The 22061-nt window shown below is 70.1% G+C and carries 18 protein-coding genes; 16 read left to right on the plus strand and 2 right to left on the minus strand.

Annotation, left to right across the window (positions count from 1 at the left end; genetic code table 11):
• Positions 1 to 984 precede the first annotated feature (984 nt).
• Positions 985 to 2115, minus strand: coding sequence for a M20 family metallopeptidase (locus ACWGR4_RS35890; RefSeq protein WP_452129273.1), 1131 nt, complete (start codon positions 2113 to 2115; stop codon positions 985 to 987).
• Between the two features lie 100 nt (positions 2116 to 2215).
• Between ACWGR4_RS35890 and ACWGR4_RS35895 the strand changes: the two genes are divergently transcribed.
• A complete protein-coding gene (locus ACWGR4_RS35895; protein WP_452129272.1) occupies positions 2216 to 3232 on the plus strand; it encodes an NAD-dependent epimerase/dehydratase family protein in 1017 nt (338 codons plus the stop codon).
• Positions 3233 to 3267: 35 nt separating this feature from the next.
• On the opposite strand, the gene ACWGR4_RS35900 is transcribed toward ACWGR4_RS35895, so the two are convergent.
• Positions 3268 to 4584: a hypothetical protein gene (locus tag ACWGR4_RS35900; protein WP_452134297.1), complete on the minus strand. Its 1317-nt coding sequence runs from the start codon at positions 4582 to 4584 to the stop codon at positions 3268 to 3270.
• Between the two features lie 258 nt (positions 4585 to 4842).
• On the opposite strand from ACWGR4_RS35900, the gene ACWGR4_RS35905 reads away from it, so the two are divergent.
• The 15 genes from ACWGR4_RS35905 (at position 4843) to ACWGR4_RS35975 (ending at position 22026) form a co-directional block, all read left to right on the plus strand.
• Positions 4843 to 7023: a B12-binding domain-containing radical SAM protein gene (locus tag ACWGR4_RS35905; RefSeq protein ID WP_452129270.1), complete on the plus strand. Its 2181-nt coding sequence runs from the start codon at positions 4843 to 4845 to the stop codon at positions 7021 to 7023.
• Positions 7024 to 7070: 47 nt separating this feature from the next.
• Complete coding sequence (locus ACWGR4_RS35910) at positions 7071 to 8162, plus strand: aldo/keto reductase (protein ID WP_452129269.1); 1092 nt, start codon at positions 7071 to 7073, stop codon at positions 8160 to 8162.
• A 24-nt stretch (positions 8163 to 8186) separates the two neighbouring features.
• Positions 8187 to 8657: an NUDIX domain-containing protein gene (locus ACWGR4_RS35915; RefSeq protein ID WP_452129268.1), complete on the plus strand. Its 471-nt coding sequence runs from the start codon at positions 8187 to 8189 to the stop codon at positions 8655 to 8657.
• On the plus strand, positions 8654 to 9211 hold the full coding sequence (gene cyaB, locus ACWGR4_RS35920; RefSeq protein ID WP_452129267.1) for a class IV adenylate cyclase: 558 nt from the start codon (positions 8654 to 8656) through the stop codon (positions 9209 to 9211). Before ACWGR4_RS35915 ends, cyaB begins: the two co-directional genes overlap by 4 nt.
• An 809-nt stretch (positions 9212 to 10020) precedes the next feature.
• Positions 10021 to 10854, plus strand: coding sequence for a hypothetical protein (locus tag ACWGR4_RS35925; protein WP_452129266.1), 834 nt, complete (start codon positions 10021 to 10023; stop codon positions 10852 to 10854).
• An 82-nt stretch (positions 10855 to 10936) separates the two neighbouring features.
• The gene (locus tag ACWGR4_RS35930) at positions 10937 to 11284 is read left to right on the plus strand and encodes a hypothetical protein (RefSeq protein ID WP_452129265.1); all 348 of its coding nucleotides are present in this window, start codon (positions 10937 to 10939) and stop codon (positions 11282 to 11284) included.
• Positions 11281 to 12312, plus strand: coding sequence for a hypothetical protein (locus tag ACWGR4_RS35935; RefSeq protein ID WP_452134298.1), 1032 nt, complete (start codon positions 11281 to 11283; stop codon positions 12310 to 12312). The genes ACWGR4_RS35930 and ACWGR4_RS35935 overlap by 4 nt, the downstream gene beginning before the upstream one ends.
• Positions 12309 to 12692: a hypothetical protein gene (locus ACWGR4_RS35940; RefSeq protein WP_452131992.1), complete on the plus strand. Its 384-nt coding sequence runs from the start codon at positions 12309 to 12311 to the stop codon at positions 12690 to 12692. Before ACWGR4_RS35935 ends, ACWGR4_RS35940 begins: the two co-directional genes overlap by 4 nt.
• A 20-nt stretch (positions 12693 to 12712) precedes the next feature.
• The gene (locus tag ACWGR4_RS35945; protein ID WP_452131991.1) at positions 12713 to 13438 is read left to right on the plus strand and encodes a hypothetical protein; all 726 of its coding nucleotides are present in this window, start codon (positions 12713 to 12715) and stop codon (positions 13436 to 13438) included.
• Positions 13439 to 13546: 108 nt separating this feature from the next.
• Positions 13547 to 15934 carry a hypothetical protein gene (locus ACWGR4_RS35950; RefSeq protein WP_452131990.1) on the plus strand — a complete coding sequence of 796 codons (2388 nt, stop codon included), beginning with the start codon at positions 13547 to 13549 and terminating at the stop codon, positions 15932 to 15934.
• Positions 15931 to 17412, plus strand: coding sequence for an SCO6880 family protein (locus ACWGR4_RS35955; protein ID WP_452131989.1), 1482 nt, complete (start codon positions 15931 to 15933; stop codon positions 17410 to 17412). Before ACWGR4_RS35950 ends, ACWGR4_RS35955 begins: the two co-directional genes overlap by 4 nt.
• On the plus strand, positions 17413 to 18996 hold the full coding sequence (locus ACWGR4_RS35960; protein WP_452131988.1) for a hypothetical protein: 1584 nt from the start codon (positions 17413 to 17415) through the stop codon (positions 18994 to 18996).
• On the plus strand, positions 18993 to 20828 hold the full coding sequence (locus tag ACWGR4_RS35965; protein WP_452131987.1) for a type IV secretory system conjugative DNA transfer family protein: 1836 nt from the start codon (positions 18993 to 18995) through the stop codon (positions 20826 to 20828). The genes ACWGR4_RS35960 and ACWGR4_RS35965 overlap by 4 nt, the downstream gene beginning before the upstream one ends.
• Positions 20825 to 21394 carry a hypothetical protein gene (locus ACWGR4_RS35970; protein WP_452131986.1) on the plus strand — a complete coding sequence of 190 codons (570 nt, stop codon included), beginning with the start codon at positions 20825 to 20827 and terminating at the stop codon, positions 21392 to 21394. Before ACWGR4_RS35965 ends, ACWGR4_RS35970 begins: the two co-directional genes overlap by 4 nt.
• On the plus strand, positions 21391 to 22026 hold the full coding sequence (locus tag ACWGR4_RS35975; protein ID WP_452131985.1) for a hypothetical protein: 636 nt from the start codon (positions 21391 to 21393) through the stop codon (positions 22024 to 22026). Before ACWGR4_RS35970 ends, ACWGR4_RS35975 begins: the two co-directional genes overlap by 4 nt.
• The last annotated feature ends 35 nt before the right edge of the window (positions 22027 to 22061 follow it).

A 22061-nucleotide genomic window follows, 5' to 3' on the forward strand; every position in this document is an offset into this window, starting at 1 on the left:
GCAAACCGGTTAAAGGAAAGCGTGGATGGTTGTCCAACTTCTTTTATGTGATTATCTGAGCTGGTCGTGCGTCGATGATTCCTGGTGTACAGTATTTACTGTTCAATGGCCTGCCACTCATTTCCTCCCTCTGGAGGATGCCCCCCGGTTCAAGGTGGCGTGGATGGTCGTCCATTACATGCTCCTCGCGCATGCGGGGATAATTGCTCAAATTGTTCCCGCGTCAGGGCAGAGGAAAGTGGGCAATAGGATGGTTCGATTCGGTGCGCGCCCTGAATGGCAATCGAAGCCGCTCCATATTTTGACTACAATAAGGCGACCGAGGGGCATTGTCGCCCAAGAGGGAAGAGGGGGGGTATCAAGGTTCATTATCGCTCGAACAATGAGCGGGATTCGATTCGTATATATCGTCCTGCGGATTTGCGAATGGCTTGATTGATCTGATAGGGGCGGCCGACGTAATCAGTCCATCGATGGGTGGAACTCTTGACGGGGTCGTTTTGTGAGAAAGACGCCCATGGGCATCCCGTTAAAGTCAAGGCCAGAGAGTTGCCCTGCGGTGCCGAGCAGGACAGTACCCGGTGGCTGGATGGCGAGTGCAGTGCTCAGTGCCCGCGAACCGGTTTTATCTCAAATGTGCTGAGCGTGTTCCGGCAGTACTTACTCGGGCTTCGCAGAGTTCTGACGCCGTAGCAATTGCTGTACCTGAGGCACATTTTCTTGGGGGAGCTGATACGTCGTTTCGCGCGTTGCTCGGTCCCCACGATTGAACATCGGGTCGCGTGGTTTAAGGCACTTGGTGGACGTGCTACTTCGCACCTGCACCGTTGCATGGCCGGTTAGGACGAAAGCGCCCAGAGGCTTCATTGCGATGGAAGTGGCCTTTTTGGCACGATACGAAAAGTTCAGTCGGCTTTGTCAAATTATCGTTTCTGACGGGTAGCGCACGGCGAGTCGGCAACTCAAGTCACGCTTTGCATAGGATCACGACGCGGAGAGCACGAAGCTCGTTAGGCGCGCCAAGAGGGCCGTGCGGTCGGGCATCGTGTCGATGAGTACGTGTTCGTTGCGGCCGTGGGGATGGGCCCCGATGGCGCCGAGGCCATCGAGGGTGGGGATGCCGAAGGCGGCGGTGAAGTTGCCGTCGGATCCGCCGCCCGAGCGCACCGCGTCCGGTTCGGGTAGGCCCAGGGATCGGGCCGCCTCTCGGGCGTGTTCGAGGAGGGCTCGAGCAACTTCCGGTTCGAAGGGGTGGCGGTTGATGCCGCCGGTGATGGTTAGCGATGCGTCGGCGAGGTGGGGCGCGAGTTTGCGGATGGCTTTGTCGACGCGTTCGAGTTCGGTGCGGGTCCAGGCTCGGGCGTCGACGTGGAGCGTGGCGGCTTCGGGGACGGTGTTCGTGGTGATGCCGGCCGTCATCACCGTGGGGGTGATGGTCGTTCCGTCTTCGGATGCGGCGAGGGTGGCCAGGTTGATGGACTGGTGGGCGATCTCCAGGCCCGCGTTGACGCCGAGTTCGGGTTCGAGGCCGGCGTGGGCGGCGCGGCCGTGCGCGGTGATCTCGTAGTTGGCGGTGCCCTTGCGGGCGGTCTTGACCGCGCCGCCGTCGGCGCTCGGTTCGCCGACCAGGACCGCGCGACTGGTGCCGGCCTGGGTTTCCACGAGGTCACGGGAGGTGCGGGAGCCCGTCTCCTCGTCGCAGGTCAGCAGGAGTCGGACGTGGGTGGGGTCTTCGAGCAACGACGCAGCGGTGAGCATCTGCACGATGCCCGCCTTCATGTCGAAGACGCCAGGGCCTCGCGCGATGCCATCTTGTACACCGAAGGGGATCTCGTCGAGCGTGCCGATGGGCCACACCGTGTCGAAGTGGCCCAGCAGCATGACCGGTTCGGGGTGTTCGCCCGCCCACAGCAGGTGGGGACCTCCGTCGCCGATGACGCGCTGGGGTGCGTAGCCGAAGACGGCCGTGCCCGCCTCGGTCAGCAAGTCCGCGCAGCGTCCGAGGGCCTTCGTGTCGCCGGTCGGGGATTCGCAGGTCACCAACTCGCCCAGTAGATCGAGCATGTTCGCAGCCTGTGCCTGTGCCCGCTGCCGGAGTTCGTTGTCTTCGGTCATGCCTCGATCTTCGCCGAGTCATTCGATGACGCGGAAGGGACGGACGACTTGACTTGCCAGCGCCGATGCGCCCGGCGGAGATTCCCGGCAGGATCGGGTTATGCAGATTCTCGTGCTGGGTGGGACGTGGTTTCTGGGCCGTGCGATCACGGAGGACGCCCTCGCGCGGGGATGGGCGGTGACGACCTTCAACCGCGGACGATCCGGCCACGATGTCCCCGGCGTTCGGGCCGTGCATGGGGACCGCACGAAGGTGGAGGACGTGCGGCGTCTGGGGGAGTTCGGTCCGTGGGATGCGGTGGTGGACACTTCCAGTGCGGAGTTGTCGCCCCGTGAGGTCTTCGCCGGGTCGTCGCTGTTGTCGGATCACGCGGCTCGGTACGTGCACATCTCCACGGTCAGCGTGTACGCGGGTTGGCCGCACGAGGTGTTGACGGAGGAGTCGGCGGTGCTGGAGTGCGCGTACGACGCGGATTCCGATTTCGGGTACACCGGCGCGGACGGCTCGCCGACGAAGTACGGCTTCCAGAAGGCGGGTGTGGAGAACGCCGTGCACAAGGCGTTCGAGGGTCGGGCCACCGTGTTGCGGCCGGGGGTGATCCTGGGGCCGGGTGAGTATGTCGGGCGGCTGCCGTGGTGGTTGGCGCGGGCGGCACGGGGCGGGCCGATGCTGGCTCCCGCCCCGGCGGACACGGTGATCCAGCCGGTGGACGTGCGGGACGTCGCGCGGTTCGCCCTGGACCGTGCGCGGACCGGGGTGCCCGCCACGTACAACGTCGCCCATCCGCACGGGATCACCTTCGCCGACTTCCTGGCCGCCTGCCTGGCCGTCACCGGAGGCACCGGGACGCCGGTGTGGGCGGAACCCGAGTTCCTGGTCGAGCACGACGTGGCCCAGTGGACGGAGCTGCCCCTGTGGCGTACCCACGCCGGGGTGTGGTCCGTGGATCCGACCGCAGCCGTCAAGGACGGGCTGCGCTGCCGCCCGCTTGCCGAGACGGTCGCGGACACCTGGGCATGGCTGCACTCCGGCGGGACGCCTGTCGATCACGCCCGGGCCGCTCTTCACGGCATCGATCCCGTGAAGGAGCAGGCGTTGTTGTCGCAGCTCGCGTGACCTGCGGGGCCGCCTTCTTCGGGAGGCGCGAAGGGCTAGGCGAGGCCGGCCGGGCCGGGTGAGCCGAACAAGGCGGGCGCGTTGGTGAGGGTGAACGACTCGATCCGGTCGCGCAGGTCGCGTGATCCGGTCGCCGCCCGGTAGTTGGCTCCGGACAGCGCCGCGCGTACCGGGTGGAGGCGTTGGACCATGCCCTCGACGCGGCGCTCGGGAGGTACGTCGAAGACCACCTGCAGCGACGCTCCCGCCCCCGGCAGGTCGCCGTCCAGAAGGCGTGCGTGGGCCTGGTCGGCTGCGGCCTCGCCGAGCAGTTTGGCGGATTGCTGTTCCACGGGGAGGCGGCGGACGCTGTCCAGCGCTTCTCCGGAGGCCCTGCCGGCACGTTGGGCTTCGCCCATCAGCAGGAGTGTCGTCCCGGCGGACATTGCTCGGCGTGCGTCGTCGAAGGCGAATTCGCCCGCGATGCCGTCGTGCAGGTCGTCTCGCGTGTCGCGGCTGGTGTGTGCTGCGGTGCGCAGCGCGCGTTCGGCGCCGGCCAGGTCTCCCGTGTGGGCGTAGGCGCGGGCAGCGATGGATGCCCGGCGGATGGTGCCGGTGCCCCCGACCTGGAAGTGCTCGGCCCTTTCGACCAGGGTGACGGCGACGCCGGGGCGTCCCTGCCAGTAGGCGATGAGCGCGAGCGTGCAGTCGGCGTAGGTGAGGAGGGGGTGGTGGTCGATGATCTCGGCGTGCATACGCGCGGCTCGGGCAAGCTCGGCCGAGGCCGCTCGTGAGCCGAGATCGAAGGCGACTTGGGCCAGCAGGGCGCACACGGTGCCGGTGGCCAGATGGAGATCACGGCGTTGGGCGGGTGCGGCGGTGCGGTCCAGCAGCGCGGAGGATGTCGCGTGCAGCCGTTTGCCTTCGGTGTAGACGTGCAGCGGCGAGGTACGCGAGTAGGCGCCGGCCAGCTGCAGGATGTCGTCTTGGATCTGGTCGAGTTGGGCGCCCGCGATACGGCGCCCGGCGAAGTTCCCGGCGTGTTCGGATGCTTCGTGCGCGGTCATCAAGAGCTCGCCTTCGTCTATCAGGGACGGAGCAGGAGCATCGGCCGCCGGTGCGGACAGTAACTCCCGAATGGCTCGCCCGAACATGTGGACGAGGATGCGGGCGGCGGTGTCACCGGTGTTGTGGACGTCGCCGTTGCGCCAGCGACGCCACGTGCGTTCGGTGACCTCCTCGCGACGCAGGCGCTCGTTCCGGTCGAGGTTGGCGAGTTCGCACGCGGCCTTCTTGTACGCCCGCGCGAACTCGGTGTATCTGTCGAGACCTTGGTGTTCGGCCAGTTGCGCCAGCAGCGTTGCGTGTGTCAACTCCGCCCCCCTGATCAGGTTGTCGGTTTCAGAGTGCACCGCTCACGACCGGTTCCTCCACCGAATCGGACCGTTCTCGGGCATCCGCCGACAGGTGTCCGGCCGGTGTCCGCGGCGCTGTCCAGTGAGGCTCGAAGTGGCCGGTGAATGACCGCCGAACGCCGTAGATGTGCCGCCGAGGTGACCTCAAGCTGATCTGCACCCCACCGCGCATTCGGGGTCGTGTCCATCAGCCCAACCGTGAGCGGAGGCGCATCCATGAGTGTTCGAGCACCGGATGTCGGATCGATCAAGACCGAACGCCTGATGCGTGTGGCCGCACTGGCGGCACCGGGCGACTCCGAGCTGGCGGCGGCCTTCGCGGTCACGGCCACCCGTCACCTGACCGACCCCACGCGCTTACGCGCGCACATCGAGGAACACCTCGCTGGGCGGGTCGGCCGCGTCGTGGTCGGGGGCTCGCTCGACCGGCGCCTGGTCCTCGTTGAACGGACCGATCAGCGCTGGGTGGCTGCCGACCTCTCCGGGAACGATCACCGAAGCCGTGAATGGCCCGCGTGGGTCCACGGCAACCTGCACATCGAGAACCCGAGCTCCTGGCTGTCCCTGGCCGCCGTCAATCAGCACGCCATACACCGGCTCGCCAGGCCCAGGGTGCTCCTGGTCGCCCTCTACCACCCCGAGCACTTCCCGCTGCCGCGCTTCCCGCTTGGTATCTCCGACCTGGCACGCGCCGCACGGCGGAGCCTGCTCGGCGACGTGCGCCTGATGGACATGCAGCTGGGTGCCACGCTCGACGGCATCGTCGCCGAGATCCGCGAGGGCCGGCCGGACATCCTGGGGATCTCCGCCACCTTCGGGCAACACGACCTGATGATCCGTCTGCTGGACACCGTGTCGACCCTGCCCGATCCGCCCCGCGTGATCGCCGGTGGCAGCCTCACCGCCCGGAACGAGGCCCTTCTCCTCGACCGCTACCCGGACCTGCTCATCGGCCGCGGAGCCGGCGAAAGCACCATCGCCGACCTGATCGCGCACTGGCACGACGACCTCACCCTCGACCGGGTACGCGGCATCGGCTATGTGGGCGCGTCCCGCGGCAACGGGACGATGATCATCGGCCGGCAGGGCCCGCACCGGCACACCCCGGCGAGCCCGAACCGGCTCCGGGACGACTTCCTGCCCGAGCTCGACCTCCTGGACGCGACCCTGCGCAGCCACGGCGTCGTCCAGCTCGAAGCCTCCCGAGGCTGCACGAACTTCTGCTCCTTCTGCCCCCGCGCCCACAAAGGACAATGGGCCGGCGGGGAGCCAGCCGACCTGCCGTGGATGCTGGACGAGATCGACACCGTGTTCCGCCGCCACCCGTCCGTCTCCAGGACGCTGTACCTGGTGGACGAGGAGTTCATCGGCCGGGGCGCCGACGCCGTTCCGCGAGCGCTGGCCACCGCATCGGTACTCCACGACGCCGACTTCGCCTGGGAAACGAGCTGCCGCGTCGACCAGGTCGTCCACCCCGGCCGTGAAGTCGGCTGGCACGCCGAACGCGCTGCGATGTGGCGCACGCTCGTCCAACGTGGACTGCGACGCTGCCTGTTCGGTGTCGAGTCCGGTGTCGACAGCATCCTGACCCGCTTCAACAAGGAGACCACCGGCGAGCAGAACGCTCTGGCGATTCGCACGTTGTCGGCCCTCGGGGTCCCCACCCGCTACACCTACATCACCTTCGACCACCTGATGACCCTCGCCGAACTGGAGGCCACCCATGCCTTCCAGGGCCGCACCGACCTCCTGCTACGACCACAGCCGCACCTGACCCCGGAACAGATCGTCGACGCCGTCCGCGATCGGGCGTTCGTCGATGCGAACAGCACCGGCCGCCCCTTCCACAGCGGCATCTCCTACATGCTCGTGTCGATGGAGTGCCTCATCGGCGCCGCGTACACCCACCAAGTCGCCAAGGCCGGACTCGCGGGCGCCGTGCGCCCCTCCATGGGCCGACGCGACGCCGAGTTCGCCGACTGGCGCATCGGCCTGTGCAGCACCTGGGCGCAGTTGTGGATCGATCGGAACTTCGCGTTCGACTACACGCTCAAGTCCCTGGAGAAGGTCCTCGACGGTGACCCCCGCCGAGCGGTTCGACGAGCACGATCGGTGATCAAGAACTCCGCGTACACAGTCCTGGGGGGCATGCTCGACGCGGCCCGCGAGACGGGACAGACCCGCACCCCCGCCGCCCGAGACTTGCTCGACGACCGGTTGCGCCGCCTGGTGGATGCCGAACTCTCTCTGCTGCAGCGGCGGATGGCCGTCGCCGCCCCGCAGGTGGGCGCCGACCTGGCAGAGATCCACGCCACCGTACTCGAAGCCGAGCACCGTCGATGGCGGTCCGCCAGGGGATGGGAGCTCATCAACGCCTCGGATCCGTGCGGCACCTGACAACCGCGATCTCGCCCCCGACAGGACCCGACCGAACGGAACCGCACATGAAGCCCACTCCGCCCACTCCGTTGGAGCGGCGGCACCTCCCCGGCCTGAACCAGGAGGTTTCCGCTCTCGGCGCCGGCTGCTGGACCATCGGCGGACGCGCCATCAACGGCGGCGTCCCCATCGGCTGGGACAATGTGGACCCGGAGTCCGCGTACGCGGCTCTCGTCCGCGCGTACGAGCTGGGTATCACCCTGTTCGACACAGCCGACGTATACGGACTCGGCCGATCCGAACGCTTCCTCGGCCATCTGCTCGCGGAGGTCCCCCGTCATCGAGTGACGGTCGGCAGCAAGGTCGGGTATTTCGCGGGCACGGGCGCACACCCCTACGAACCCGAACAGATGCACCACCAGCTCCGCACCACTCTGCGAAACCTCGGCACCGATCGGCTGGACCTCTACTTCCTGCACAGCGACGACTTCGGTCCCAACGACATGCATTTCACCCACGCCGTCCGGCAGATGCAGACCTTTCGTCGAGACGGCCTTATCAAGGCGATCGGCATGCGGGCGCCCCACGAGTTCGCCGTCGAATGGGCGCACGGCGACGACCACCGGGCCGAGGAGACCCGTCGCTTCCTGCACCGATTCGAGGCGATCCGCCCCGACGTGCTGTCCGTGCGCCACAACCTGCTCAGCCCGCTCTACGGCAACGACGAGACCGACATCTTCGCGTTCGCCAAAGAAAAAGGGGTGGGTGTCGTGGTCAAGCAGGCATTGGGGCAGGGCCTGCTCACCGGAGCCCACGACCCCGACGCCTCACGACGGTTCAGTCGTGAAGACCACCGCAGCCGTGACCCGCGGTTCCTCTCCGAGAACCTCCGGCTCGTCCACGACGCATTGACCCCCATCCGGGAGCGCTTCGGCGACACCACCCAGGCGCTCGCCCGCGTCGCCCTCCGCTACGTCCTCGCCCACGCCCCGGACGCCCCCGTCCTCGTCGGCTTCCGCTCCGCCGCCCAGATCGAGACCGACGTGCACTGCCTCGGCCCACCGCTCGACCCCGACGATTTCACCCTCGTGCGTGAATCCCTCGGAGCGTTGCGAACCGAACTCGCAGTACGACTGCGTCAGGCGGCCGACGGCTGATTTCGACGCGCCTAATCTGCCGGGGTGAACAACCTCACCCCACACAGGCACCGCAGTCCCGTCGACGTCCTCGTTCTGGTCCCGGACACCGAAGGCAGGCTCCTGCTGCTTCAACGCGCCGGCGACATGTACGCCGGCGGCCAATGGTGCCTGCCCGGCGGGCACGTCGAGGACGGGGAAGACGTCCTCACCGCCGCGGCCCGCGAACTCCACGAGGAGACCGGCCTCGACGTCCCGCTCGAAGCCCTCGACTTCGTCGGCGTCACCCATCACCGCCCCCCGCACGGCGACGCCCGCGTCGGCTTCGGCTTCATCGCCCGCATCTGGACCGGCACCCCGACCAACACCGAACCACGCTACTGCACGGACATGATCTTCGCCCCGGTCGACGGCCTTCCCCGGCCGCTCATGGACTACAGCGCCGAGATCATCCGCCTCCACCTCAAAAACGACCCCTTCTCACTCCACGGATGGCGCCCGGAGGTGCCCGCATGAAATACACCGAGGTCGAGCAGAAATACGAACTCCCCGACCCTCGCTCGCTGATCGACGAACTCGACGCGCTGGGGGCCGAGCGCGGCCGGGAAACCCGGCAGATCGACGCGTACTTCAACGCGCCCCACAAGGACTTCCTCGCCCCCGACGTGGTCTCCGACTGGCTGCGGGTCCGCATCGAAGACGACGGCAGGGCCTCACTGAACTTCAAACGCTGGCTGCCCCTCGACGCCACAGTCAAGACCCACTGCGACGAGTACGAGACCTCGATCGCCGATCCCGAAGCCGTCAAGCGCACCCTCGCCGCCCTGGACTTCACCGAACTGGTCACCGTGGACAAGACCCGCCGCGAATGGACCACGGACGACCTCGCCATCGGCATCGACAGCCTCGCCGGGGCCGGCTCCTACGTCGAGTTCGAGTTCAAGGGCGAAGCCGACTCCGTCGAAGAGGCCACCCGACGCATCGACACCTTCATCGAAGGTCTCAAGTCCACGCTCGGCGACCGCGTCCACCGCGGCTATCCCCACATCCTGCTCGGCCGCCAACACTGACGAGCCCACTCGCGGAAAAGCGCAGCCATCCACCTACGGGCGGACCTGGTTGCGCTTTTCCAGCGAAGACCGGTGCAGCCGGGCATCGACCGAGGGCTGCCCAACCACAGCCGAGCCCTGTGATGTCGAAGGTGCCGCCGCCGGGTGCCCATCGCACCAACGCCGTTCTCTCGTCACCGCCTTCATTCCCCAGAGGACGATTCCGGAGCCTTTCCCGGCGCCGCTCTCGTCTCGACGCGCGTGAAGGGTTGTGCTTCAACGGCTGCAGGCTCTCATGGGCCCACGGGCCTGGTTGATCGGCGTTAGGCAGGCTCGCTGGTCACCTGGAAGGTAAGGGGTTCCAGATCCTGCGCAGAGCGACAGGATCCGGTGTGGTGCTGCCGTTTGCATGAGGTGGTGTAGCGGACGGCGACGCATCTGCGGCCGCTCCGGTTGCCACGGGCGCCGCAAGGGCGCGGCACGCGGTGTCGGCCCATTCGTCGTTACTGCACTGTCGCTTCTCGGGTGGCTTCCTCGCCCCGGTCGTGCGGTCCATTTCTGTTCGACGTGCTTCCGACAGGGCCTTGCCGGTTCCTCGCCCTGGCGTTGCCCGTGGTCCTTTCTCGGCCCTGACCTGGGTTGATGCCTGGTTGGGCCAGGGATCGGGCGAGGGGGCGGAGCCAGTGTTCTCGGCATCGGCTACGGGAGGGGCAGCGGTGATCGAGGCACGAGGGCGGACGCGAAACGAGATGTCGGGCCGCGCGGGGAACGGCTTGCGGGACGGGGCTTCGGAGGCTCCTGCTCGGCTGCGGGCGGGGCTGGTTGGGCGGTTGAACGACGAGTGGGACGGCTTGGCGTACGGGGTGCGCGGTGGTGACGCGTTGGCCGCGTGGGCTCGGGAGTTCGGGGTGTTGGGGGCGTACGGGGATCTGGCGGCGCTTCAGCGGGGGATCAGTTCGGCGGCGCCGGGCGCGCAGGATGCGTTGCTTATTGCGTTGTTGGCGCTTGCGGACTCCGGGGATGCGCTGGCCGGGCGGGTGTTGGTGCAGCAGATGTTGCCGCATGCGGTGCGGTTGGCGTCGGCGCGGCGGGTGGTGGGGCAGAGCTTCGACGACGCGGTCGGGCATGTGCTCGGGTGTTTGTACGAGGTGATTCGTGCCTACCCGTATCGGCGGCGGACCGGGCGGGTGGCGGCGAATCTGGCCTGCGACACCCTGCACCGGGTGGTCTACGGGACCGGGTCGGGGCGGCGGGCGCGTGTCGCGCTCGTGTTGACGCCGGATCCGGCTGCCGACACCGGGGCTTCGGCGGCGTTTCCCGCGGTCGAGGCGCGGCTGGACACCGGGGCGGCGTTGGTGCGTGCGGTGCGGTTGGGGGTCATCGACGCGGGTGATTCGGCGCTGTCGGAGTGGCGGTTGGTGGGTGTGCAAGCCGTCGATGCCGCGCGTGGGGATCTGATCGCGCTGTTGGTGGGGGCGGTGGAGGCGGACGTGCTCACCGTGGAGCAGGCGCGGATGTTGGCGCAGGACTACTGCGAGAGCGCGCCGCCGGTGGCGGAGATCGCGGCGTCGCGGGGGATTTCGTACGCGTCGTTGCGGCAGCGGCACAGCCGCGCGGTGCGGCGGTTGCGGGAGGCCGGGCATGTCGCCCTGCGCGCCGCCTGAGATCGGTGGGCGCGGGTCGGTCACATCCCCGCGCGTGGGCGCACCTTCGTCGGTGTTCGTCCGGCGCAGTGGGGGAGTGGTGATGACCGAGCCGACGTGGTCGGTGCCCGAGGGGTTCGAGCGGGACGGCTTCGAACCCGACGGTTTCGAGCCGGACTTCGGGCTTGTCGAGGACGGTGCCGAGGGGCTGGACCCGGACGAGCTGTGTCTGGCGCGGGCGCGGCGGCAGGCGTACCGGATCGCGTATCGGTTGGTCACCGACCCGTTCGCGCCGGAGACGTTGAACGTGATGGAGGACTTCCTCGACGACGCGGGCGAGGTCCAGGCGTCGTACATGGCCGTGGCGGGCCGGGACGAGCGCGAGTTGCGCAGCCGGTTGGACGACCTGACCTCGGTTCGGCGTGCCCGACGGCAGGGGGAGGGGTCGTGAGCGAGACGGTGTCCCTGGCGGGGCGGCGGTCCGCACCGGTGCCGGAGGAAGCGGCCACCGGTCCGGCGGAGCGGGCGGTCGGCGCGACGTCGCCCGCTCCGCCGCCGGCGGTGCAGGTATCGCCGAACGGCCCGCCCGCCGGCGGGACCCGCCCGGTTCCCAAGGGCCTGCCGATGTCCGCGCACACCCACGCGGTCTGGACCGCGATGGCCCACCTGCCCACCCGCGCCCCCGTGGTGGCGCTGACCGCGCCCGCAGGCGGCGTGGGCGTGTCCACGGTCACCGCCGCGCTCGGCGCGCTGTTGGCGCTGGCGGCCCCCGAGTCGGCTCCGCCGCTGGCGATCGACGCCGGCACCCGGCCGTGGAGCGGGCTGCCGACGCGCGTCGGCTCGCCGGGAGAGGCGACGTTCAACGACCTCCTCGTCCGAGAGGGCCCGGAGGCGATGTCCCATCACGAGGCGCGGGCCTGTATGCAACTCGGCCCGACGGGGCTGGAGATGCTCGCCGGCGAGTCCCGACCCGGGCGCGACGGGGCGCGGCCGCCGATGAGCGCGGGCGCGCTGTACCGGGTCCTCGCGCGGCTGCGCGGCGCGTATCCGCTGGTCCTGGTGGACGCCCCGGCCGCGGGCGACGCCGTGTGCGAGCAGGCGCTGCGGCGCTCGACGACCGCCGTGCTGGTGGCGCGGGCGAGCAGCGACGGGACGGAGCACGCACTGGCATTCCTGGCGTGGTTGCGCTCGCTGGGCCACGACCGGCTGGTGGATGGCGCGGTGGTGGTGGTCAACGAGGTCGCGCCGGGCCCGCCGCGCGAGGTGCGGGCGGGGGAGCGGGTGCTCGCGCGGCAGGTGCGCGCGGTGGTGCGGCTGCCCTACGACCGCGAGTTGGCCAAGCCGGAGCCGGTGCGTCCGATGGCGTTGGGCAAGGCCGCCCGCGGCGCCCTGTTGGAGATCGCCGCCGCCGTGGTGACGGGTTGGGAATCGACCGCGTCCGCGCAGGCGGGCCCCACGAATTCGAAGGAATCGACATGAACTCTCTGACGCACGCCTTCCTGCGGGTGCACGCCACGTTGGCGTATCCGGCGGATGACCCCAAGCCCAATCCGGCGCCCAGCGGCGGCACCGGCACGGGTACGAACTTCGACTATGGCAAGTTCCACCCCGATCAGACCGCGGTCCCGAAGAGCGGGGTGCTGGACACCATCGCCAACGGCATGTTGTGGATCGGTTTCTCGATGGCCATCGCCGCCCTGGCCGGTGGCGCGATCATGTGGATGGTCGGACCGATCTTCGGCAGCCACCACGTGTCCGCGCAGGGCAAGACGTTCATGTGGAAGGCCCTGGGCGGCGTCGCCATCCTGGGGGCCTCGGGGGCGATCTGCGGGTTCGTCGTGGACACGGTGACCAAGTGAGGGGCGGGCGCCGAACGGGCGTGGGATACACGTCCGCGCACGCCGGTCGGCCGCGTCCGCTCGTGGTGTTGGTGATCGTGGCGCTTGTCGCGGGTCTGGCGGGCGGGGCCTGGTACTGGGGGCGCAGTTCGGCGCAGGCCGCCGCCCCCGCGTCCGACGTCGCCGGACCGGCGGGCCCCGGTGGGGGCAAACCCGGGACCGCCGGAACTCCGGCCGGCGCGCCGTGGATACCCGTGCGGACGAGCCAGGCGCCGTCGTACCCGAACACGGCCGAAGGCGCGGGACAGGCCCTGGCCGCCTACCTGCGCAACGTCTTCGCATTGAGCACCGGTCCGCGCGCGGCGGGGGTGGAGTACGCGCGTCGGATCGTCCTGGCCGGCACCCCGCAGGACCAGATCGAGCGGCTCGCCGCGTCGACGTTCTCCAGCGATCGCCCGGGCGCGGTCAACCAGTTCGTGCCCCTGCGGGTGGTCACGCAGAGCGAGCCGGACGGGCAGGTCAGGGCGCTGGTGTGGGGGCTGAACCTGGTCGGGTTGAAGACCGATGGTCATACGCCGGAGATGACGCCGATGTCGTCATGGCTGACGATGGGCGCCCGCCTGCGGTGGGTGGACGACGGGTGGCGGATCGTGCTGTTGAACGAGCCGCAACCGGGGCCGGTGCCCGCGACGTTGGGGCAGCCGGACCCAGCGGATCGGTTCACGGTGGTGTTGGCCGCGTCGGGGGTGGCCGGCGATGGCCCGTGACGCTCTGCTGCGCCGGGTGGTCCTGTTGTTGGTGTTCGTCCTGGTGGCCGGGCTGCTTGGGGCGGGAGTTCGCGGGCGGCGGATCCGCCGGAGGATCCCAATCCCCCGATGCATCCCGATCTGCATTCCGCGTGGCCGGATGTGGGCTGGTTGGTGAGCATGCCCATCGACTGCGAGATGATGGCGGACAAGGACACGAGGAATCGGTGTAAGAAGTACGGCAAGAAGACAGAGGGCAGTGGGTTTCTGGGCCTGGACGGCCGGATTCACTGCGAGGCGAAGGATTCCAAGGGCAAGCCTTTCTTCGAGAAGTGCGATGCGAAGGCGATCCGTAGGGAGATCACCGGGGGCCGTAACTCCGACCCGCCGCCGCCCGCGCCGCCCAAGCCGCCGCCGGACCCGAGACTCCCGGTCCGCGCCAGTGCGCTGAACATGGCGTGGCCGGACGTGTCGTGGATCAAGGTCAACACGATCGACTGTGCGGGCTCCTCGCCCGAGGTCTACGACCAGTGCCGGAAGTACGGTCTGCTCACGCCTGTCGGCTTCCTGGGTTGGGACGGCAAGGTGCACTGCGAACTGTTGCCGGACGGGCACGCACTGGCCGGGAACTGTGATCCGGCCGCCATCCGCGCGCTGATCACCGGTGGTCGCACGACCGATCCCAATGTCGTGGCCCCGGGTTCGCAACCCGAGCTGCGCAAGGTGTTCGAGGGACTGAGCAAGGCCTGGCCCACGATCACCTGGATCAAGGACGACACCGTGATGCCCTGCGGCCCACAGGCGCCGAGGCCGTCGACGGACTGGAGCACCTGCAACTTGTATGGCCGGTATCCCGGTTTGTTGGGCGCGGACGGGAACGTCCACTGCGAGGTGGTTCCCAAGGGTGATCCGCTGGCGTCGACGTGCGACCCCGTCAAGCTCAAGACGGTGTTGCTCGACAAGGGTGGCAAGTCGGTCGACATCAGCCTGGGGGACTTTGTTCCGGACGTGGTCGAGGACACCGTCAAGACGATTGTCGCGGCTCCGGGCAAACTGTTGAAACTCCCCGGGGCTTTCGCCGGCTGGCTCATGAAGAAGGGCTTGGACCAGCTGGTCAGGGCGGCGGCGGAGAGCGCCGCGACGTTGTTCGCGAAGGTGGCCGAGTTCATCTTCAAGGCCACCGCCCCGGATCTGCAGGGCGTCGCCTTCATGAGGGTGTACAACGCGGTGTCCGCCGTGATGTTGGCGCTGGTGTTCGTCTTCTTCGTCGCGGCGGTGCTCTTCAACATCGTCTCGGACAAGTTCGGGCACCTACCCGCGTCGGTGGGCGGTCTGATCCGCGCGGTGTTGGGGATCTGTCTGGCGGCCAAGGTCGCCGACCTGATGGTGCAGTTGTCCGATGCCTGTACGACGTCGCTCCTGGGTTCGGACGCCGCGAAGCTCACGTGGAGTTCGCAGGCGTTCGCGGATCAACTGGGCGATATGGCGGGCACCTCGGGCATGGCGATCGTGGTGTTGCTGGCGTCGATCTTCGCGATCATCGGGCTGATCGCGCTGATGGTGATCATGCTCGTCCGGAGCATCGAGATGTACGCGGGCGCGCTGTTCGGGGCGATCGCGATGGTGGGCCAGGCGCATCCGCACACCCGCTCCTGGGCGCGCAAGTGGTTCTGGAACTTCACGGCGCTGGCGTGGAGCAAGTTCGTGATCGCGGCCCTGTGGTTGCTCGCGGGGAACCTGATCAGTCAGGGCGACTCGTTGGTGGCGGTCCTCAGCGGCATCGGAATGATCTGGATCATGGTCTACTCGCCGTTCGCGCTGATGAAGATGTTCTCCTTCGTCGACGCGCAGGGCACCGGGATCGGCTCGGACGTCGGCGGCAAGATGGCGAACGCCGCCAAGAAGGCGGCGTTCGGCGGGGACAGCGAGGGCGACTCCACCCCCGCGACGCCGGCCGGTGGGGAGAAGGCACCGGGTGCCTCGCCCGCGTCGCAGATGGACGCCAACGTGGCGGACGTGGAGTCGGGGATGGGCGGCGAGTCCGGCGACGACGACGCCACCGACATGGACACGGACGACGAGGGTTCGGCGTCGAGCGGGGGATCCGCCGGAAACGGCCCGGACGGGTCGACCGACCCGCTGGGCACGACGCCGGAGGAGGACCGGGGCCCCGGCCCCGACGAATCACCGGATGTGCCGGAAGACGGGAACGATCCCGATTCGCTGAACCCGGGCGGGGACATGGCGGACGAGGCGATGGGCCCACTGACCGGCGGCGCGGGTCCGGGCTCCGGATCCTCCTCGGAGAACGAGCAGATGGCCGCCGACGTCGCCCTCGCCGGTGCCGGTGCCGGAGCCGCCGGCGGCTCCCGCGGCGGGAACGGCTCGGCAGGCATGGGCAGTTCGGGCGGCGGCCTCTCCGTCGGGTCCTCCCCGACCCCCGACCCCCCGTCGGACCCGGTCCCGGGCAACGGACACGACAGCCACAGCGGCAATGAGGCATGGGGGGTGCGATGAGGTTCAAGTTCTCGCCGCTGGAGTCGCGCGGTGTGCTGATGGGGTTCACCCTCGGCAGGCTGGGCGCGCTGGTCGCGGCGCTGCTGGGTGGTGTGGCCATCATCAGATCCGATGGCTGGCCGCTGAGAATCGTCTGGATCGCCGTCACCGGCATCTTCCTGGTCATCGCGATGGCCCGCTGGAGCGGTCGTTCCCTCACCGCCTGGGCGCCGGTGATCTGGGCCTACCTCGCCCAGCGCGGCATGCGCCAGAACGTCTACCGGGGCGGCCCGTTCGCGCGCAACGCCGTCCAGGAGCACATGGAGTTGCCCGGGGCGTTGGCCGGTTGCGTGTGGTTGCCGGCCCGGGCGCCGGACGGGCAGCGCGAGGTCGGGTTGATCCACGACCGGCACGCGCGCCACGTGGTGGCGGTGCTGCGGTGCCAGGGCACCAACACCATCCTGGAGGACTCCTCGTTGCAGGAGCGCCGGGTGGTGGACTGGGGTTCGGTGATGCGCTCGTTCGGCGACGACGAGTCGTTGGCGTCGTGGTCGGTGATGGAGCGCACCGTCCCCGACGGCGCGAACCGGGCGCAACGTTTCATCCGGACCCGGATGGTGCGCCCGGACACGCTCGCCGCGACGTCGCTGAAGCAACTCGTCGCGGCCTCGGCCCCGTCCACGCTGCGGCACGAGGTGTACCTCGCGGTGCGGTTCGACCTGGCGCGGTTGTCCGCGCAGGTCAAGGAGGCCGGCGGGACCGACGCGGCGATCGCGGCGGTGGTGGTGGACGCGTTGGGCGCGCTCGAACAGGGCGTGCTGGACGCGGGTGTGGGCACGGAGGGCTGGTTGTCCCCGCGCGGCCTGGCCGCGGTGTTGCGCACCCAGTTCGATCCCGGCGACCTGACCACCCTCGAGGCGCGCGGCGTGGACGGGGAGGGCGCCGCCGAAGGCGTCGACCCGCGACTGGCCGGGCCCGCCGCGACCGAGTCGCACTGGGCGTATTTCCGGCACGACTCGGGCTGGTCCCAGACGGTGTGGGTGCACCAGTTGCCGGTGCGCGAGGTGGGCCGCAACTGGCTGACGCCGGTGCTCAACCAGACCTCGTGCCGACGGTCGGTGACGCTGGTCGCCCAGCCGCTGTCGACGGCCAAGGCCGAGGCGATGTCACGGCGGCAGATGGTCGCGCACGAGGGCGACCGGCGTACCCGGCAGAAGCTCAAGTTGGTCGAGGGCGCCCGACAGCGTCAGGAGGCGCGGGCCGCCTCGCGCGAGGACGAGGAGGTCGCGGCCGGGTTCACCCGGGTCCGCTACTCGATGTTCGTCACGGTCACCGCGGTGGACGTCGCCGCGCTGGAGAAGGAGATGCGGGTGGTGCGCCGCAAGTTGTCGCAGGCGGGTTGCGAGTCGGTGGTGCTGTACGGGGAGCAGGACCAGGCGTTCCTGGCGGGCGCGTTGCCGCTGGCGTACGGGCTGGCCCCGATGCGGGGGGTGATCTGAGTGGCGCGTGGTGAACGCGGCCTGGTCCGCGAGGGCAATCGGGCCGACGAGTTGCGCCGCCTGGCCGAGTCCCGCGACGAAGAGCGGGCGAGCCGGCGGCTGGAACGGCGGCGCTCGCGCGCCGAGTCGGCGTGGGAGAAGCTGACCGGGCCGCCGCCGGCCGACGGCCGGGGAACGTTCGGCCGGGCGGCGGGCCGGGTCGCCCGGCGCATGCGGGTGCAGCCGCACACCACCACCACCGCGCACCTGCGCTCGTGGTTCCCGTTCACCAACGACGCCGGTCTGGCGGTGGACGGGCCGCTGATCGGGTTCGACGTGTTCTCCCGGACCGCGTTCACGTTCTCCGTGCACGAGCTGTACCGGGCCGGGTTGTTGACCGCCCCGAACGTGGTGGTCATCGGCGAGATCGGGTCGGGCAAGTCGTCGCTGCTGAAGTGCCTGGTGTTCCGCAACGTGCCGTTCGGGGTGAAGTTCTCGATCAGCGCGGACATCAAGGGCGAGTACGGGCCGCTGGCCGCGGCGACCGGGGTGACCCCGCTGCGGGTCGGCCCGGGACTGTCCGCGCGGATGAATCCGCTCCAGGGGGTGCGGCGCGCGCCCGGCCAGACGGAGGAGGCGTGGCTGGCCCACCAGCGCACCCGCCGACTGCTCCTGGTCGAGGGCCTGTTGGAGATCGAGAAGGGGCAGCGCCTCACCGACGCGGAGCGCACCGCGGTCACCTTCGGGATGGACGCGCTCACCCGCGAACACGACGGCACCAGCGCGGCGCGGCGCGGCGACCCGACGCTGGGGCAGTTGCTGGAGGGCATGAGCGATCCGCACCGGTGGCGCACGGACGCGGCGCGGATCAGCGTCGATCCGCAGCGGTTGCTGGAGAACGCGTCCAACGCGCGGATGGCGCTGTACCGGATCGTGCACGGCCCGCTGTCGGGGATCTTCGACGGCGCGTCCACGTCGAACCTGGACTTCACCGCCGACGGCACCGTGCTCGACCTGTCCGCGATGCGCTCCTCGGACGAGATGACCGCGATGGCGATGACGTGCGCCCAGTCGTGGCTGGAGGCGGAGCTGTCCCGGCCGGACGGGGAGCAGCGCATCGTCGTCTACGACGAGTTCGCGCTGATCGCGCGGTATCTGCCGCTGGTGCGGCGGTTGCGGGAGCAGTTCAAGATCGCCCGGGCGTACGGGATGTCGAACGTGATCGGGTTCCACCGCTTCTCCGACCTGGCGGCCGTCGGCGACGGGGACAGCGAGATCGTGCGGATGGCGCGCGGGCTGATCGAGGACACCGGGGTGCGGATCTCCTATCGGCAGTCGGAGGGCAGCCTGGCCCAGGCGCGGGAATTCCTGGGCACCTCGGATGTGGTGACCGACCTGCTCAAGCGGCTCAAGCAGGGGGTCGCGGTGTGGAACATCGGCACCCAATATCACGTGGTCAAGCACCGGTTGAGCCGGATCGAGAAGGAGATGGTCCAGACGGACAGCCGGATGACCCACGTGGGGGACACCGCCGACGGCCAGGCCCCGGAGCCGGGCGCGGACGGGAACGACGCGGTGTCGACGGCGTCGGGGGTGGGCGTGTGAACCGGGCCGAGGGCGGGACGAAGGGCCGGACCAAGGGCAAGATCACCGCCGGTGAGCCCGAGGAGATCCGGGCCCGGGTGCTGTTGGGGTTGTGCACGCTGGCGCTGGGCGCGGTGGTGGTGTGGACGGCGTGGCTGGCCGGGCAACTCGCGGGCGTGTTCACCCGCGGGGCCTGGCCGGACGCGGGACCGGGGAGCGCGCCGTCGATCGCGATCCGCTGGGTCGCCCACGTGGGCGACCCCCGGGCGGCCTGGCCCGCCGCGGCCCGCGCCGACGTCGGCGGCCCGGCGGCGGTGTACGCGGTGTTGGCGGTGCTGCTGGGCGCGATCACCGGCGGCCTCGGCTGGGTGGTGTGGCGGCTGCGCGCCCGAATCGGCAAGCGGCGTCCGGGATTCGCCAGTCCCGCCGACATCGACGGCCTGCTCTCGACGGAGGCGGTGCTGGCCAAGGCTGCGGTGGTGCGGCCCTCGCTCGCGGGCCGCAAGGGTGTGGAGCCGGGGGAGGTGGCGTACTCGCTGGGCCGCGAGGCCGGTACCCGGCGCCCGCTGTGGGGGCTGTACGAGTGGTCGGGACTGCTCGTGGCGGCCGAGCGCATGGGCAAGACGATGTTCTACATCGTCGACCGCATCCTGGGCGCCCCCGGCGCGGTGATCACCACGAGCACCCGCCTGGACACCCTCCCCGTCACCCACGCGGCCCGCGCCCGCCTGGGGCCGGTGTACGTGTTCGACCCGCAACACATCACCTCCGGGATGGACCGGCTGCGCTGGTCCCCGGTGGCCGGCTGCGCGGACCCCCTGGTCGCGATCCAGCGCTCGGCCGGATTCGTCGCCGGATCGGGGGTCGCGGGAAAGAACGTGGAGAACGGCGAGTTCTTCGCCGGCATGGCCACCGCCGTGCTGCGCGCCTACCTGCACGCGGCCGACCTCGGCGGCTGCACCGTGCGCGCGGTCCTGGAGTGGTCGATGAACCCGGACGACCGCACCCCGGTGAGCATCCTGCGCACGCACCCGGACGCGGCGCCGATGTGGGCCGACCAACTCGCCGAGCTCCAGGCCTCGGACCCGCGCCTGCGCGGCAGCGTGTGGGCGGTGGTGCAGCGCGCGTTCGACGCGTTCGCCGACCCGCGCGTGTTGGCCGGCTGCGACGTCGCCTCCAACGAGGCCTTCGACGCGGCCGACTTCCTCAGGCGCAAGGGCACGTTGTACATCCTGGGCTCGCGCAGCTCACAGATCTCGGTGGCGCCGCTGATCTGCGCGTTCATCGAGGACATCGTGCGCGTCGCGCAGGACCTCGCGCAGCGCTCGGTGGGCTCGCGCCTGGACCCGCCGCTGTCGCTGGTGTTGGACGAGTGCACGAACATCGCGCCGATCCCGTCGTTGCCGAACCTGATGTCGGACGGCGGCGGCAAGGGCATCACCACGATCGCGGCGATGCAGTCGCGCTGGCAGGCGCGGGCCCGCTGGGAGGAGGCGGGCGCGGCGGCGATGTGGGAGACGTGTTCGGTCAAGCTGATCCTGGGCGGCCTGTCGGACCCGGCGGACCTGGGGAACCTGGCGGAGATGTCCGGGCAGTTCGACGAGTACACCCCGGGCGACAGCTCCAACGAGGGCCGGATGACGTTCAGCCGCTCGGTGCGCAGGGTGCCGGTGTTGGAGCGGTCCGACATCCGTCAACTACCCGTCGGACACGCGCTGTTGTTCACCCGCAACCTGCCGCCGATCGAGACGGTGCTGACGCCGTGGTGGGAGCGCGAGGACGCGAAGGAACTCGCGGAGTCGCGGGACGCGATGTACGCCCGCATGGGCATCGCGGGGGGTGTCGCCGGATGAGCGCGGCGGCGGGGCAGGCGGACGAGGAGTATCTGGCGGAACTCGAGAGCCTGCTGCTGCGGTTGGCCGAACAGCAGCAGAGCGTGGTGGCGCGGCTGCAGGCACTGGAGGCGACCGGGGGCGGGGGTGGCGCGGAGGCCGCGGGGGAGGGGCCGGTCGCGGCGGACTACGACTGGCGAGTGCTGGACGCGGACGCGACCCGGGAGGCGTGGGAGCGCCTGATCGACTGGGTGGAGTGGCTGGTGTCGGTCTTCCCGGTGGCCGACGTGCTGCCCGGGTGCTGGTACGAACACCCCGTGCTGGTCTGGGAGTTGACCGCGCTGCAGCTGGCGTTCACCGATGCCTACGAGGTGCCCGACGCGCCGCGCGGGGCGCCGCTGGGCTGGATGGAGGCGCTGCAGCGGGCTCACGGGCGGTGGCGGATGTGGGACCAGCACAAGTGCGCGGGCGCGGGGCGACACAAGGCGGGGCACGCGCAGGCGGTGTGGGCGCAGGGGTGGGCCGAGCAGGCCCGGGAATCGGGGGCGGCGGCGTCGGGGGTTCGGCCGGCGGGGGTGGGCGGGTGAGGGGGCTGCGCGCCGTCGCGGCGGTGATCGTGCTGGCGGGGGTGTGCGCGAGCGGGTGCGCGTTTCCGGGCGGTACACCGGAGACCGGGCCCGGAGGCGCCGCCGGGACGACCCGGCCGGCGGCCACCCGTCCCCCGGAGTCCATCGGGACGGCCGCCCCGCCGGCGTCGATCCCGTCCGAGCCGCCGCCCACCAGGACGATCCCGCCGCCCGTGTCGGCGCGGTCCGGCGTGGACTTCGCGGATCCGGCGGCGGTCGCGGCGGCGTTCGCCGAGGTGTACCTGTCCTACCGCTGGGATCAGGATCCATCCTCCTGGCAGCGCGAGTTGGCGCGTTTCGCCACCGAGGCCTGCCTCCGGAGCCTGCCGCCCTCGGGCGCGACCTCCGCCCGCGGGAACGCCGGGTGGCGGGCCTTCGCCGCCAAACGCGGCGTGGTCACCGTCCGCGTCGACCACGCCCAGGTGGTCCCGGCCGCGCCGAACGGCCCGGACACGGTCTTCGTCCAGGTGAGCGCCTGGCAGGTGATGGCCCGCGACGGCGAGGTGAACCGGGAGGACCCGGCGCCGCTGAGCGTCGAACTGCGCCGCGCGAGCGACGGCACGTGGCGCGTGGCACGGGCCACTTCCCTCTGAGCGCCACCGGACCGAAGGCGGCGTGAACCCGGTTC

The sequence above is a fragment of the Embleya sp. NPDC055664 genome, from assembly GCF_053618075.1.

What these genes read in the sequence shown, in the direction of transcription:
- ACWGR4_RS35890 (WP_452129273.1), bottom strand. Translation starts at nt 2,115, where the DNA reads ATGACCGAAGACAACGAACTCCGGCAGCGGGCACAGGCACAGGCTGCG.
- ACWGR4_RS35895 (WP_452129272.1), top strand. Translation starts at nt 2,216, where the DNA reads ATGCAGATTCTCGTGCTGGGTGGGACGTGGTTTCTGGGCCGTGCGATC.
- ACWGR4_RS35905 (WP_452129270.1), top strand. Translation starts at nt 4,843, where the DNA reads ATGAGTGTTCGAGCACCGGATGTCGGATCGATCAAGACCGAACGCCTG.
- ACWGR4_RS35910 (WP_452129269.1), top strand. Translation starts at nt 7,071, where the DNA reads ATGAAGCCCACTCCGCCCACTCCGTTGGAGCGGCGGCACCTCCCCGGC.
- cyaB (WP_452129267.1), top strand. Translation starts at nt 8,654, where the DNA reads ATGAAATACACCGAGGTCGAGCAGAAATACGAACTCCCCGACCCTCGC.
- ACWGR4_RS35930 (WP_452129265.1), top strand. Translation starts at nt 10,937, where the DNA reads ATGACCGAGCCGACGTGGTCGGTGCCCGAGGGGTTCGAGCGGGACGGC.
- ACWGR4_RS35940 (WP_452131992.1), top strand. Translation starts at nt 12,309, where the DNA reads ATGAACTCTCTGACGCACGCCTTCCTGCGGGTGCACGCCACGTTGGCG.
- ACWGR4_RS35950 (WP_452131990.1), top strand. Translation starts at nt 13,547, where the DNA reads ATGCATCCCGATCTGCATTCCGCGTGGCCGGATGTGGGCTGGTTGGTG.
- ACWGR4_RS35955 (WP_452131989.1), top strand. Translation starts at nt 15,931, where the DNA reads ATGAGGTTCAAGTTCTCGCCGCTGGAGTCGCGCGGTGTGCTGATGGGG.
- ACWGR4_RS35970 (WP_452131986.1), top strand. Translation starts at nt 20,825, where the DNA reads ATGAGCGCGGCGGCGGGGCAGGCGGACGAGGAGTATCTGGCGGAACTC.